At 34.8% G+C, this 15,891-nt stretch carries 9 protein-coding genes and 1 rRNA gene; 5 read left to right on the forward strand and 5 right to left on the reverse strand.

The window, feature by feature from the left end; all coding sequences use genetic code 11:
- The 3 genes from VB796_RS19245 to VB796_RS19255 all read left to right on the forward strand — a co-directional run bounded on the left by VB796_RS19245 (nt 1) and on the right by VB796_RS19255 (nt 9,587).
- Nucleotides 1–7,596, forward strand: coding sequence for a LamG domain-containing protein (locus tag VB796_RS19245; protein WP_323348213.1), 7,596 nt, complete (start codon nt 1–3; stop codon nt 7,594–7,596).
- 121 nt (nt 7,597–7,717) lie between these two features.
- Nucleotides 7,718–8,170 carry a hypothetical protein gene (locus VB796_RS19250; RefSeq protein ID WP_323348214.1) on the forward strand — a complete coding sequence of 151 codons (453 nt, stop codon included), beginning with the start codon at nt 7,718–7,720 and terminating at the stop codon, nt 8,168–8,170.
- A 376-nt stretch (nt 8,171–8,546) separates the two neighbouring features.
- Nucleotides 8,547–9,587: a hypothetical protein gene (locus VB796_RS19255; protein WP_323348215.1), complete on the forward strand. Its 1,041-nt coding sequence runs from the start codon at nt 8,547–8,549 to the stop codon at nt 9,585–9,587.
- Nucleotides 9,588–9,733: 146 nt separating this feature from the next.
- Here the strand turns inward: VB796_RS19255 and VB796_RS19260 are convergent, their stop codons facing one another.
- A complete protein-coding gene (locus VB796_RS19260) occupies nt 9,734–10,045 on the reverse strand; it encodes a hypothetical protein (protein ID WP_323348216.1) in 312 nt (103 codons plus the stop codon).
- A gap of 276 nt (nt 10,046–10,321) precedes the next feature.
- Here VB796_RS19260 and VB796_RS19265 point away from each other — a divergent pair, with 276 nt between their 5' ends.
- A complete protein-coding gene (locus tag VB796_RS19265) occupies nt 10,322–11,053 on the forward strand; it encodes a hypothetical protein (protein WP_323348217.1) in 732 nt (243 codons plus the stop codon).
- Nucleotides 11,054–11,072: 19 nt separating this feature from the next.
- On the opposite strand, the gene cobA is transcribed toward VB796_RS19265, so the two are convergent.
- Both cobA and VB796_RS19275 read right to left on the reverse strand, forming a co-directional pair.
- Nucleotides 11,073–11,858: a uroporphyrinogen-III C-methyltransferase gene (gene cobA / locus VB796_RS19270; RefSeq protein WP_323348218.1), complete on the reverse strand. Its 786-nt coding sequence runs from the start codon at nt 11,856–11,858 to the stop codon at nt 11,073–11,075.
- Between the two features lie 75 nt (nt 11,859–11,933).
- Entirely contained in the window at nt 11,934–14,036 is a 2,103-nt protein-coding gene (locus tag VB796_RS19275) for a nitrite reductase (protein WP_323348219.1), read from the reverse strand.
- A 385-nt stretch (nt 14,037–14,421) separates the two neighbouring features.
- Between VB796_RS19275 and VB796_RS19280 the strand changes: the two genes are divergently transcribed.
- Entirely contained in the window at nt 14,422–14,841 is a 420-nt protein-coding gene (locus VB796_RS19280; RefSeq protein WP_109741408.1) for a hypothetical protein, read from the forward strand.
- 50 nt (nt 14,842–14,891) lie between these two features.
- Here the strand turns inward: VB796_RS19280 and VB796_RS19285 are convergent, their stop codons facing one another.
- Together VB796_RS19285 and rrf are read right to left on the reverse strand one after the other, a co-directional pair.
- On the reverse strand, nt 14,892–15,680 hold the full coding sequence (locus VB796_RS19285) for a hypothetical protein (RefSeq protein ID WP_323348220.1): 789 nt from the start codon (nt 15,678–15,680) through the stop codon (nt 14,892–14,894).
- 99 nt (nt 15,681–15,779) lie between these two features.
- Nucleotides 15,780–15,891, reverse strand: a 5S ribosomal RNA gene (gene rrf / locus VB796_RS19290).

Raw genomic sequence — 15,891 nt, forward strand, 5'->3', positions numbered from 1 at the left:
ATGCAAAAGAAGATACACTATCTTCTCTTGGGTTGGCTAATGCTGTTTGGTGGGCAAAAAATATTTGCTCAGACCGATACGCTCTGTAATCCCAATGAGAAAACAAAAATATTTGGCGAACTGTATTTTAATTATGGTTCAGCCACCAACTCTTATACGTCGTTTAATCGTTCTACCTTTGTGGTAGGACAACCTTTGGCTTCAAAAAGAAATATGCAGTCAACAACCTATCAATTAGGTTTTGGAGCATATAGCCCATGGTATTTGCCACCACAACCTCCTATTTTGGTAGCTACACAAGGAGAGTTTAAAGACCGAGTTAAAATTTCGTGGAATGTAAACCCACTTTCTCCATCTCCCTCAGGATTTGTCATTTATCGTGATGGTTCGTTTATTGCTGATTTAGGCGAAAACGTTAGAGATTATTTAGACTTTAATGTTCAAGCAGGCGAATACTACGAATATAGTATTGAAGCAAAAAACGTATATGGAACAGGTAGTCGCAGTAAATCCGTAGGTTTTGTAAACCCAAATGGTGTTGTAAGTGGAAAAGTAGAAACCAACTCGGGCAATCCTGTACCTGGAGTAGAAGTTCGTTTAACTCCACTTACGGGCAATTCTATGGCTTTTGATGGAGTCAATGATGAGCTTTGTGTAAGTTATAATAATGAATTTCCAACTGATAAATTTACGGTTTCAGCTTACGTAAAATTAGGAAACACTAACAACGAAGGTGCAATCATCGACTGGGGTAGTTCATTAAACAAAAACTGGTGGATTACAACCACCAAGAGTAATGAAGCCAAAGGATATATTTTCCATATTGGAAATGGTATAGGTAGTGATTCTTTAAAATATTACTTGCCAAATTCACCTGCCAATCCATTTAATGTAGATAATTGGCATCAAGTAACAATGATTTATAATGGTTCGGCATTGTCTGTTATGGTAGATGGCGAATTTATCGGTACGAAGCCTGCAACAATATCACGAGTAAGTAATTACTTAAATATTGGTAGTAAAATTGGTGATGGAGGATTTTTCAAAGGAAAAATTGATGACATCAGAGTTTACAATCGCCCTCTTACCCAAACAGAGGTAAACAATACCAAAAATCGTTCAGTCTCTAAATCAGAAAATGGGTTAGTCTCTTACTGGAAAATGGATGAAGGTATTGGGGCAAAAGTTTTTGATAATACCACCATTCCAACTAATGCGAATATCTATGGAGCAACATTTTCGTCTGACAAACCAGAAGTTTACAGTTCTGGCGTAACTGATGTAACAGGTTATTATGTGATTGATGGTATAAATTATAGCACAACGGAAAATTTCAGAGCAACCCCAATGAAAAACTTTGAATTTAATTCGGCTATTGAGTTTAATGCAGCGGATAAATCTTATGGAAATCTTACAGATTTTGATATGCCTGATACTGCAACCGTAGAAGTTTTATTTCATCCATTCGATTTAAAATCTCGTCAAACCATTCTCTCAAAGGGAAGTCTATACGAACTCTATGTAAATAATGGCAACTTGTTCTTGAATCTGAATGGAAGTGTGAGTAATTTGGGTACAATCAAAGCTAAATATTATCATGTAGCCGTAGCCTTAGATAATACACATGGCAATGCCAAAGTATATCTGGAAGGAGAGTTGACTGCAACCGTTTCATTTACTGGTACATCAAACTGGGCAACAGGTAATCCTTGGTTAATTGCCACAAATTCTACTGATGCAGCGACAGGTAAGTTTTATACGGGTTTAGTTGATGAAGTAGCTATTTATAAAACGGCTCTACCTCAACATCAAATTCAAGAACACTTTGTTGTAGGTCTCCCACAAGATTCAACAACCGCTTTGTTATATAGTTATTTCGACTTAAATGAAGCAACGGATACCAAAGTTTATGATTATGCTGCCATCAATTTTGGAGCATCAACTCCAAGAGAAGGCATTATTACAAGAGCATCATGGAGTAATAATGCTCGTAGAAAAGAAACAAAACCTCATGAATTTGAGCCAAATGTAAGGGTTGTAAACTTGAACACAAGTAATACTGCCATTGGTAATATTGACTTCAAAGATGTTTCGACGGTCAATGTTTCGGGATATGTACGTTTTGTAAATACATTTTGTTTTGCTGACTCAATAGATATTTTAGTGAATGGTCAGCAATTTTTTCCCCCCATCAGAACTGATAGAAATGGTAAATGGTCAGTTGATTTTGAACCAGGAAGAACGATAAAATTATCAGCAAAATACAAAGACCATATTTTTGGACCAAGTTTCTTTGAGATTCGTAAGCTACAAGCTCCAAAAGCTGGAATTGTATTTTTGGATAATACCAAACGTACTATCAGCGGTCAGGTTACTGGAAATGACAAATGCCGTAAATCAATCATTCCACAAGGTGCGAGAGTTGTGGTAAAGGTAGCTACATTGGATGGATGTTTTGAGAAGACAGACACCCTCAGAAATCCAGACGGAAAGTTCGTTTTCAAAGATTTACCAGCCCGTGCTTTCAGAGTAAGTGTGGTAGAACATTCAAATTCAGTGATTTACAATTATTTTCAGCTAAAGGGTGGTCAGGAGGTTGATTTACGTGATGCCATTGCCGACACAACCGACTTTATTTATATTGCACCTCCCCAAATAGAAATGGCAGGTATAACTCCCAACGAATGTAATCTAAAAATTGCTAATCAGTTTCTTGAAAGCAAATTTAAAATTAAAGTTTTTGAGCAATATGATGGTGGTAAATGTTATGTAGATGGAGCAACTTTATCAATTGATAACCCCTCTGTTACGAATAAAGTGGATACAACATTGGCAGTGGATGTACAAGCGTTTGAGTATAAATTCAAGCCAAAAAATGTCAATATTATTCCCCCTTTTCAAACGCTCGTAACCGTAAAAGCAACCGTAGGTAGTGCCTCTACTACTGACACAACTTCATTTGTGGTTCTCGGAAAGCAAAGCACCATTGGTACATTTACATCTTCTTCGCCTCAACAACCCAAGTTTGTATTGCGTGACCCTCCAGGTGATGGAAGTTATGCGACTCTGGAAAAAGGTTTTACACATTGTACCAATGATACAAGAAGTGTAATCAATGATTTAGGAGAAGAATTTAGTATAGGTCATTCAATTGGTGGAGAAACAAATGTCGGATTACCAGGGGCTGAAATTGTAGTGAAAAATGAATTGAAAATTACAGTTTCAGGAGGGTCTAATCAGACGTGGAATTATTCAACAAATGAAAGTTCATGTATTACAACAAATAAAGTTATTTCTACTTCTGCCTCTGATGGTGTAGTGGGAAGCGAAGACGGCGGCGATGTTTATTTCGGGTATGCCGAAAACGTCACTTATGGCGGAGCAATCGAAGTAAACTATAAGCCTGATAGTTGTAAATTTTACACAAAAAAGAAGCTCGAAATAAATAGTACTACATTGGGTGGAGATTTTGTTTATTCTGAAAGACACATCATCAATGATGTAATTCCAGCGTTAAAGTTACTTGCATCTCAGCCAATAGCTATCAATCCTAAGAGACACAGAGATTCTTTAGCCTTTAAAGAATGGGAAAAATATGTTTTGATGAATAAAACTGATAGAAGAGATAAATATGAAAAAACGATTAGTTTTGATGCTGGAGCTGTATATGAGGAAAGCACAACTACAGAAGATACTAACGGATGGACAGAAACATTTGATGTAAAAGGATGGTACGGCGGAAATGCGGAATTTGTCCTCAAAGCATTGGGAGGTATTGAAGGTAATCTGGCTGTTACACACGAGCATACAAAGTCGAATACTCACGATGACCAAAAAACAGATGTGTATGGAATAGCCTATCATTTTGAGGATGATGATGTAGGTGATAATTTCTTGGTGAAAGTGTATAAGGGTAAAATTTGGGACAGCTACGGCTTTGAATTAGTAGCTGGTGAAAGCTCATGCCCTTGGGAAAAAGGCACGAGACAAAGGTCTGCTCCTTCGCTTGTAAGCCTCGACGGAAATTCTAAGGTAAATGTACCAGCTAATACTTCGGCAGTTTATCAGTTACAATTAGGAAATGCCAGCCCAACCGACGAAGCCATGAATTATGACCTTTCCTTAGACCCTGCCACCAATCCAGACGGTGCTATTGTGAAGGTAAACGGACAACCACTTACTCAACCAATCACATTTAGAATAGACCCTGGGCAAAGCCAGACCGTAACATTGACACTTGATAAAGGTCCTCTCAAATACGATTATAGTGATATTACAATTCAATTGGAATCTGCCTGTGAAACTGAACTCGCCGATGCACGAGGAGGAGATACTTTGGTAGATAAATATTTTGTAAAAACGATCAATTTGGCTGCTTCATTTATTGAGCCTTGTTCTAATGTTGATATCGGATTTCCCTTACAAAACTTTGTCGTAACACCAGCAGCTCAGAACATCCTGAATGTTACCCTCAATGAGTACAATAACGACGATGCCGACCTCAAACTCATTCGGATACAGTATCGTTCAATCGGGGGTGATGGTTCGTGGATAAATATCAACGAAACGCAAAAAGCTGATTTGGGAGATGTATTTACCATTAAACAATGGAATACTGAATTATTGAAAGATGGGCCTTACGAAATCAGGGCGGTAGCAGAGTGCTTTAATCCAACTTTACAACCTGGTATTTCAACCGTTATCAAAGGAGAAGTAGCTCGAAATCCTCCCGAAATAGTGGGAGTACCCGAGCCAGGCGATGGAACTTGGGACCCAGGCGATGAAATCTCAATTACTTTCAATGAAACCATTGATTGTGATAGAGTAATACAAGCTGATATTTTGGCAAATAATACTATCGGTTTGTACGATGCTACAACCAATGCTCTTGTTGATGCAACTATTACTTGTGTAGGAAACAAAATAGTTATTGTACCAAATATCAACCCTGTATTCTTTGAAAATCGCACATTTAGAGTTCAAGTAAGTGGTAAAGATTATGACGATGCAATGACAGCTGAAAACCCAAATCATCAGTCTGCTGCTATTAGAGATAAAGCAGGCAATATGATTCCAAAAACTATCAAATGGGAATTTGCTGTTAATCAAAATAACCTTGAATGGGTAGGTACAGACGTGATTGAAACAAATGAGGTATTAAAACCATTCACGATAAAACGTCAAATTCGTAATAGAGGAGGTAGCATTACCAGTTTCAGAATGGAAAGTATTCCTTCATGGTTAACAGTTTCTCCTTCTACGGGTACATTAAATCCAGGACAGGTGGCTGACATAACACTTACTTTCCAACAGGATTTATTGATTGGAGACTATTTGGATACACTTCAAATGCACGGTTCTAAAGGTGATGAACCATTATTGATTGACTACCGTGTACGTTGTCCTCAACCAAAGTATGAAGTTTCAAATGCTTCTGAGTACGAAGGAACAATGAATATGGTTATTGATTTAAGTATTTTTGGTATTCACTCAACAGACCCTTCTGATGTAATTGTTGCTAAAATTGACGGACAAATTAGAGGTGTAGGTAAAGTTGCTTATTATCGCAACCTTCCTGCTGACAAACAACGTTGGCTTACATTCCTAACTATTTACGGCAATCCAGATGATGAAAGAAAACCAATAGAGTTTACCATTTGGGATGGTGACAAATGTAATGAATACGTAGAAATTCTTGAAAGTTATACCTATCGTGATGGTAATTTAGAAGGAAGTCCACTGGTACCAGCAAGTGTGAGTGTCTTGAATTTAGTGAAAAAGTGTATTCCATTAAATAGAGGGTATAACTGGGTATCGTTTAACCTTGATTTAGGCACAGGTAGAAATACAGTTAGCAATGTATTAAGCTCTCTGAGAAATAAAACAGGAGCATACATCAAAACAGATAATGGCTTTGCAGAATATTTACCAGGATATGGATGGGATGCTTCGGATAGTATCATTAATCCCACGAAGCGATACATGGTTTATGTGGCGGCTAAAGATACTGTTTGTATTAAAGGGTCACCATATTTGGCAAATCAGCACCCTATCGATCTGACAGAATATGTAAAAATCAATACAGATGCTACGGGAAGAAAAGATACAACATTAGTCTGGAACTGGATTGGCTATGTCCCTTCAACAGGTATGACAGTGACCCAAGCCTTAAGAGGACTTAGGCCTCTCAATGGTGACCTCATTAAAAGTCAAACATTATTCGCTCAGTATGTGGCAGGTGTAGGTTGGATTGGTAATTTAAGTTTCCTTGAACCATTAAAAGGTTATTTGTTGAAAATCAGTAATGCAGGAAGACTAACGTACCCAAGCAATTTATCATTGACATCTAACGAAGAAGGAGTTCAAGCAAAAGACTTAGCAGCATCTTTACAGCAACAAAGTGCTTTAGAGCCTATTATGAATTTTGATTTTACTCAATATGAACTTAGTATGAACCTCATTGCTAAAATTAAAGGAATTGAAGTTGATACCGATGATGAATTAAGAGCCTATATTGATGGTAAATTAGTCGGTATGAACAAAGCAATTGTTAATAAAGGCGAAACTCTTTTCTTCCAAACAATTTATTATCAAGACCAACAAAATGTCCAGTTCAAACTATTCAAAGCTGATAGAAATAAAGAGTATGATTTAGACAAGAAATTATTATTTAAAGCAGAAACAGTTGCTGGAATGGTTGAAGACCCAATCGTTTTCAATTTAGCAACAACATCACTGGCAGAATTAACAATTGTAGTAGAGGATAATGTTATTAAACAACCAACTACTATTTTCCCTACCGTGTCAATTCCTGCAAGTATTACACAAAATAATGTTTCATGTACAAATTACTCTGTAAGTACAATTTTACCTTTAGAAGCAGAGACGAAACCGACGTGTTCAACAAATCCGCAGGAAGGAAATATGTCTGCTGTATTGAAAGTTAAATTCAATGAACGTACAAGTTTTGTTTCTGAAAACGATGTATTGACTTTCGTAAATTCAGCCACAAATGCCGTGATTGGTTGTGCAACATTTAATAGTACCAATAAACTATTTTATGCCACAATCTCTGGCTTGACAGGCTCAACGACTGTTCCTGTTGACGTGAAATATTATTCAAATACAATGAAGAAATCTTTCACCATAAAATCAGGAATAACATACCAATATAATACTCGACTTGGTAATGCAGTAGCACCACACCAACTGGACTTTTCACCGTTAAACGTTAGCGTTACTAATGGAATAGTTACAGCAGTTTTACGTGATACTTCATGGACGGGTAAATATTGCGTAAATGTAGCGGCGTTGAATTGTAATGGATATAATGACGGACAAGCTAATTTCTGTTTCCAACGTTTAAAATCAGGAGACTGTGTTGATGTTTCTACCAGAAGTGCTGTTGAAAATGTAAATAATGTCGTTCAGGCATTATCAATTACGTCTCAATCTTTCATTAATGAAAACGTACAAGTTGAATATAAGGCAGGGAATGTAATTGAATTAAAACCTGGATTTTCAACTAATACCAACAACGATTTGAATACTCGATTCAATGCACAAATCGGAGGTTGTAATAATGCAAATAGGTAATTAAAAGTCCTTCACCTTACTAAAAGTCTGAGTACATTTAGTAAGGTGATAATATCCACAATTTAATCTTTACTTTAAATTGTTTATTCACATTGATAATCATATTAAAAAATAAACGGTCATGAAAAAAATTATTTCACTCTCTCTTATTTTAGGATTTTTCTTCATTCAAAAATCTAATGCACAAAATCCAGTAGGTTTTCCAGATGGTATTACCGTTGGAACTCCTACGGTAACTATTCCAGCGGGAAGTAGCTACAAAATGGCAGTTGCTGGCGGTATCATCACTGAAAAAGTAAGAGTTGCAACGAATGGAACAACCTTTTGGGCAGATTTTGTTTTCGACAAATCTTACAAATTACGTTCACTCAATGAAGTTGCCAAATACATCAAATTAAACAAGCATTTACCAGATGTACCTTCTACCGCAGAAGTAACACAACAAGGGATTGACTTGGCAAATACACAAGCCATTTTATTACAAAAAATCGAGGAATTGACGCTCTATGTAATTGAACAAAACAAGAAAATTGAACGACTCAATAAAAAGGTTCGTCAATTGTCAAAAAAGTAGAATAGACTTCTTGCGAAAGTCGTTTATGATTGAAAAATAGTGATTTTTTGAGCGAAAATTAGGTAAATTTTGAAAGCATAGCAGAGCTACGGTTGAAAAACTTACCTAATTTGTAGCCAAAAAGGTGCTGACTTTCACCTTAAAGGACTTTCGCAAGAAGTCTAATAAATAATATCAAAGGGGTTCACAATGTCAGACGAATAATTTCGTCTGACATTTTTGTTTGAGTTTAAAACCACCCAATTCTCAAGTCCATCATCATTTTTTACAAATTATCAAGACAGATTTACCAAATAGCCTAATCTAAATTGCAAGGAATAAAGACATTGTTTACTTTTAACTTATTATTTCGATTTAAACTAAAACTATATCAACAATGCAAAGATTAACCGTTGCGGGAAGATTACTAATCACCGCCCTTGTATTAGGAGCAATATATTTTGGCTTCCGTATGTTTGGTGGTCAAGAGGCTTTAAAAAAATTAGCTCCCGAAACTCAAACAGAAGTCACTACTAATAATTCAAGTGGTTCAGAAACAGCTTCAAACTCTTCTGAATCGAGTAGTTCTGCTTCAGACTCTCAATCATCATCAGCTACTGATGGAGGCGAAAAACCTCGTTTTGATTATACTCCTCCAGGACCAATTGCAGGAAAACTAAAAGGTGTTGTTGAATTAGGAGCAAGTGGCTTTAATTCATTTATTATCAGAATTGATGCTGATAAAAACTGGAAACTCGAAAAAGCAGAATTTGGCAATAGTTTAGTTCTCGAAAACATGGCTTCCGACGATGACATCAGAGCTGGATTGAAAAAGTATATCGCAGGAATGTTAGATTATGGAGTAAGCGGTAGAGATATTCACTTTGTAGTAAGTTCAGGAGCAGTAAAAGCCGAAGGAACTCAAAAAATTATTGGCGTTTTAAAATCATTAAAATATTTTGTAAATACTGTAACACCTGAACAAGAAGGAAAATTAGGTTTAAAATCTGTTCAACCTGCTAAATATGCAGATAATTCATTTGTAACAGATATTGGTTCAGGAAATACCAAAATATCATGGAAAGAAGGTAATAAATTGAGTTCGGTAGAAACTTACGGAGCAAAATATTTTCAAAATAACACGACTGATGATGTTGTCACGAAAGAAGTCCAAGCAAAAGCAAAACAAATTCCATCTGATAAACGTAAAACTTGTTTCATCATCGGTGGCGTTCCATTTGAATTAGCGAAAAAAGTTCGTAAAGACAAAGAACGCTATACCGTTCTTGATGCTCCGTCGGCATATCAATTAGATAATGCGAAATCAAAAGCAGGTTTAAATATCTATAAATCCATTGCCGATGCCACAGGTTGTAAACAATTTGTTTTCGATTGGGATGCTAATTTCACGATAGGATTCTTATTAGATTTACCATAATCAGTGAATTTTCAAATCATAAAAAAAACCGTATTGAATCTACAATACGGTTTTTTTTATGATTTGAATTCGTTAAAAATAGTTCGAACTTAAATATTATATGACAATTTTCTGATTAAACCACATCTCAACAACCCTAATTTCAATTACCCTGTTACTAATTCTTGTTTTGATATGCCATATCGAGAGTGTTTGGCAACATACACTTTTCTTATTCTTACTACTCTCTGTTCTTTTCTGTAAAACAGTAACATTTCATACACATTTCCACCTATCAACACTATCAGTGTTGGAATTATCATAATCAGCCAATCAAAATAATATTTTTTCACATACTCAAACATAAAATTGGAGGCTGTCAAAAACATCCCAAATGGTGTTGTATAAAACAATGAGCGAACAAAAATCGCCTTAAACGTATTTAGAATATTTTTTTCAGAAGTACGAAGGGTATTCATGATTTCATATAATTTATGCGACAGTGATGAAAGTTCTTTGTAAAAACAAACATAAGGCATAATCGACTAAAATTCAATACCTTATAATAAGTTTTCTATTCTTTCATCAAACTCAATGCCAAAAAACAATCTAACAAAATAGACAAAATTTGTATTTCATGACAAAAAATTACTATTTTTATTATTCCTGCTTTAGAACTCATTTTTTACTGTATTAAGCAGGTTTAGACAATAAGAAACTCCCATTTGGCGTTATTATTGAGCGTAACTAATTATATGAAAGCTTTATTATATATTTTCATTCTGTCATCAAGTTTACCTCTGATGGCTCAAACTTCACTACTTCCTTTTGCGAGCAGTCGTGAGGTATCAAAAAAGGTATCAACTCCCGACAGTCAAGATGTAAGATATGTACCTTTGTTTGGGAGCAAAAAGATGGTAGAAGAGCAACTTCTTAACGCCACAGAGTTTTTAACTCAATGTGACAAAAGCTTTAAAGATAGAAGTGATGCAAGTAATTTCTTTGCGGATAGAGGATGGGAATATCTAAATGATGGACTTTTGGATACGGCAACTTATAGATTCAATCTTTGTTATCTTTTAAATCAAGAAAATGTTGAAGCCTTTTGGGGTTTAGGCTCAATTAGCTACCAAAAAGGAAATTATGAAGAATCAACAAAACTACTCCGACAAGGCTTAATACTATCTCCCGAAAACACAACCCTCATGGTTGATGTTGCCACAGTACAATTAGCTTGTTATAAAGAAAAAAGAAATTGTGATGACATTGATGATGCCTTAAGACTTTTAGAAAAATCTCTACAAATAGACCCTTCAAATGCCAATGGTTGGCTCAAATTCTCTATTGCAGAATTTCAATTAGAACATTATGACAGAGCATGGGATTATCTTCATAAATGCAGACAGATAGACGTATCTTTCATTGATACAACGTATTTACAAGAACTTATTGCTAAAAAAGAAGACCCATTAGGACTGTTTAAATAATTTTTTACCTTAAATATTCCTAATGATTATAATTTTTGCTAATTCCTGATAAAATATCAGTAGAGGCAAATTTTACAACTTCACCCAAAATTATCACAGCAGGATTAGATAAATTATTTACTTCAGCAATTGATTTTAAATTTTTAGCTATTCCAACTCCAACCTTTTGCTTTTCAGTTGTTCCGTGCTGAACAATCGCTACTGGTAAATTTTCCTTCCCGATTTCTTTACAAATCTCAGAAATTTGACTTAGCTTATTCATTCCCATCAACACAACGATTGTTGCTGTTGTCTGCAAAGCTATCTCTAAATCCTTTGATAATGTTCCATCTGTTTTTGTACCTGTAATTACCCAAAAACTTTCACTCACTCCCCTCGTAGTCAAAGGAATACCTGCATAACCTGCCGCAGCCACAGAAGATGAAATACCAGGAATATAAGCCGTCTCCAAACCAAAACCTTTCGCATATTCTATTTCTTCCATTCCACGACCAAAAATAAATGGGTCCCCCCCTTTCAAACGTACCACGTGTCCATACATATAGGCTTTCTCAACAATCATAAAATTGATTGCATCTTGAGAATGACTTTCTCCAGGGCGTTTTCCAACATAAATTTTTTCAGCATCAACTTTACAATAATCCAATAATTCTTCCGAAATCAAAGCATCATATAATACTACATCAGCAGTCTTTAAAGCTTTAATTGCCTTAACAGTAATTAAATCGGGGTCACCTGGGCCTGCACCTACAACAGTAAGTTTAGGTTTTGGGTCTAATGTAAAAAATTGCTCTAACTGGTTCATTTTGGTATTCAATTATAAAAATAAAGCGTTGAACCTTACCGAAAATAAGATTCAACGCTTCATTACTATCTTTAATTAAGCATTTACTAACTCTTCACGATATGCTCTTGCTAAACCTAAAAATGCTTGGGCTTCTTCAATATATGATTTTGCAAATTCTTCAGAAGGCTCGTTTTTATTAATTTGTAAAACTAATTCTTGGAATGTTTTACCACTTAATGAAATTTCTCCTGTTATAACAAAATTCTCTTGGAATTTATCAATTACGCCACTTTGCGTAGAAGCACTCACTGACTTATCTAACAATAACGCTTTGGCAGCACTTACAAACACACTATATGCGTGATAAATAGCATCTGCAAAACGATTTTCTTCGTATGCCGCTTTTGTCCAATCAAATTTTTCTTCTGATTCTAACAACAAAGTAGCAACCAAGTCAATAATTACACTCGCACATTCACCCACACCAATTTCTGTTTGGAATTGTTCCGATGCACCCCAATCAATAAAGTCATCATCTTTCAAGGTTGTTAGGTCTGCCACAGGTTTCAACAAAGTATAGAAATATTTCTCACCTTGACGGTCGTAATAATCATTGAAATATTCACCTTCGTTAGCGTTTTCTTCATAATTATTTAAAACCACTCTTAAAACTTCTGGACCTCTTTTTGAAGGAACTTTAATCACTTTATCAGCCACACGACCGATTCCATCACCAACTGTCCCACCACCTAAAAGCACTTGTAATGCAGGTAAAACACGTTTATCAGCGGCTTTCAAAGATGAACCATGAAAACCAATATTTGCCATACCGTGCTGTCCACAAGAATTCATACAACCCGAAATCTTAATTTTGATTTCATTATTATGAATTAACTCAGGGAAATCTTCTGTAATTACCGATTCTAATTTAGAAGTAATATTGGTACTATCAGAAATAGCCAAGTTACAAGTATCAGTTCCAGGACAAGCAGTAATATTTGCCATTGAGTTTGCACCCGCAGCCGCTAATCCATGAGCTTCTAATACAGAATATACATAAGGTAAGTTTGCTTCTGGAACGAATTTCAACATCAAACCTTGATTAATCGTTACACGAACATCGTCAGCAATATACCCATCCAATTGTTCAATCAAAGAACGAGAAGTTGTTGAATGAATATTTCCGTTTAAGATTCTAACATAAACTCCGTAAAAACCTTGTTGCTTTTGTTCAAATGTATTTGTTGCTTTCCAAAGTTCGTAAGCTGGTGTATGTTCAACACTCACATCAGCAGTTTTTGAAGGCATTTCTTCTGGCGTAACAGCCCATTTTCCAGTTTCTGTATCAATTACAACAGATTTACTTTTCAATGCTTTTTGTTCATCATTGATTAATTGAACAAGTGCTTCAAAACCAATTTTTTGGATTAAGAATTTAATTCTTGCTTTATGACGAGAATTACGTTCTCCATGACGGTCAAAAACTCTTAATGTAGCTTCTAAATAAGGAATTATTTCATTTTCTGCTAAAAACTCGTGGGCAATCTTAGCCATCATAGGTTGAGCTCCTAAACCACCACCAAGTACCACTTTAAAACCACGTTTCCCATCTTGAATTTTAGGAATAAAACCCATATCGTGCATATAAGTCAAAGCCGTATCTTCATCTGTATTTGAAAATGCAATTTTAAACTTACGCCCCATTTCTTGGCAAATTGGATTACGCAAGAAATAACGGAAAGTAGCATCCGCATAAGGAGCAATATCAAAAGGCTCATTAGGGTCAATTCCCGCCGATGGCGAAGCAGTTACATTACGTACCGTATTTCCACAAGCTTCACGAAGAGTAATATCATCTTGCTCCAATTTAGACCATAACTCAGGAGTTCTATCTAAAGAAACAAAGTGAATCTGAACATCTTGACGAGTCGTTAAATGTAAATTCCCCGTAGAATATTCATTTGAAATATCAGCAATTCTTTTCCATTGCTTAAAAGTCATTTTCCCATAAGGCAATTTTATACGAACCATCTGCACTCCTTGCTGACGTTGTCCATAAACACCACGAGCAAGTCTCAAGCTACGAAACTTTTCCTCATGAATTTTTCCTTCACGAAACAGCTCAATTTTACGAGCTAAATCAATAATATCTTTTTCCACAAGTGGATTTTCAAGTTCAGTTCTGAAACTTTGCATAACGATTCTAAAATTTAGCCTTTAGCAGATAACTATAAGCAATTTTGATATTATTTTTCGGTAATTCTTTACGATAATGTTCAGTTTTTGAACTTATCATAAAATATTATAAAAGAGATTTTAAAACACAAACTATATACTCTATTAAATATATAGATTTAATACAAAATTAAGTAAGAAATCGTTTCAATCAAGGATTTATATAAAAAAGTTTAGCATTCATTTTACAAAAAGAAAAATAGAAGTAAATTTGTTAATAAATTAATCCTTATTATATTTATGTGGTTAAGTTTTTTTCCACTGTGTAATTAGACATTCCATGACAGTTTAGCTATTGATATAATCTTTGATAATCAATTAGTTATCTATCAACCCACAAAATCCCATGAAAAAGAGTTTATTAATCATCACATCGGTTGTATCAATAACCTTGTCGGGTTGCACTGACACCAAAAAAATTACTGAACTACAAGACCAAGTTCGTCGTCTTGAAAGTCAAGTATTAAAAGAGCGTCAAGAAAATGCAGAACTAAGTAGCTTTCGTTTCAGTTTAGAAAGCCAATTCAAGAAAAAGAGTGAAGATTACGTTAAATGTCAAGAAGATAGCAAAGAGACTTTTGAATCATTAAGTATTAAATACAATCGTCTATTAGATGACTATAATAAATTACAAGCTTCCTATAAATCATTAAATGAAACTTATGAAGCAAGTAAAGAAAACTCAACACGTGTAATTGCTGAACTTGAAGAAAGAATGAGACAAATTCGTTCATTGAAGAGTAAAAGATATGCTCGTAGAGATTAAAATCTCTTCATAAATAAAAAACCCCTTGAAGATAAACTTCAAGGGATTTTTTATTTATAAGCTAATCCTCTCTGATTTTCGGAAATAAAAGAAGAAATTATATACTTTATACCTATTGAAACCCTTAACCAACCATCATTAGCGGTATTACTATATGAATGCTCTCCGCCAATAATATTAGGATTCGTTAAGTTATAGGGAGTCGTTGCATCAAACTTATCGTTGTAAATATAGTTATATCCTAAATTAGAAACGAAAGATAATTTATCTGTAACTTCATAATTTATACTACAACCTATCGGAATCAGTAATTCTCTCGTATAATAAATCCCTTTATCACCAATTCCGATTCCTGACTGCTGAAAAAGAGTAGTATGTTTAGTCGTTCCATCAGAAGTTGTTCTTAGAAATATATCATTTTTCGAATCATGCACATTTGTATGAAACCATATTAAACCAACACCAAGATAAGTTTTGATTTCAAGCCTTTTCATTTTTTCATAATATAGCCTTGATAGATTTAGAGAAGGATATAATTGTACCTGAAAATAATCACTTTGAAACTTGGCATTATATATTTCGTTATCAACGCCCTTCATAACGCCTCCTAAAACTTCAATACTCAAGTTTACTTTTTCAGAAAAACCTTTTTCAAAAGTAATTCCATAAACTGGATTAAAATGGAAAATATCTCCTAACTCTCCAGCCACACTCCCAATTCCAACATTAGGAGTTATAGATAATCCATCAACATAATTAAATCTTTTAAATTTTCGCTGGGAGAATAAAAAATGAGCATTAGACACAAGAAAAATAATTAATAAAAAATGTAGTTTCATATATACATTAAAGTTAAAGTAGAATAACGTTTGCAATCATACGATTTTTTCAACGCAAAAATCCCTTCTAATGTTGATTAGAAGGGATATGTTAATAGTATTTGGGGTTTATTTACTTTCCCGCATGTGATTGCAGTATCATCAACGGCAGTAGGCTTAACTTCTCTGTTCGAGATGGGAAGAGGTGAACACTACTCCTATCAACCCCATA

Origin of the sequence: Arcicella sp. LKC2W (assembly GCF_034931005.1) — a bacterium.
In the GTDB taxonomy this organism is placed as follows: domain Bacteria; phylum Bacteroidota; class Bacteroidia; order Cytophagales; family Spirosomataceae; genus Arcicella.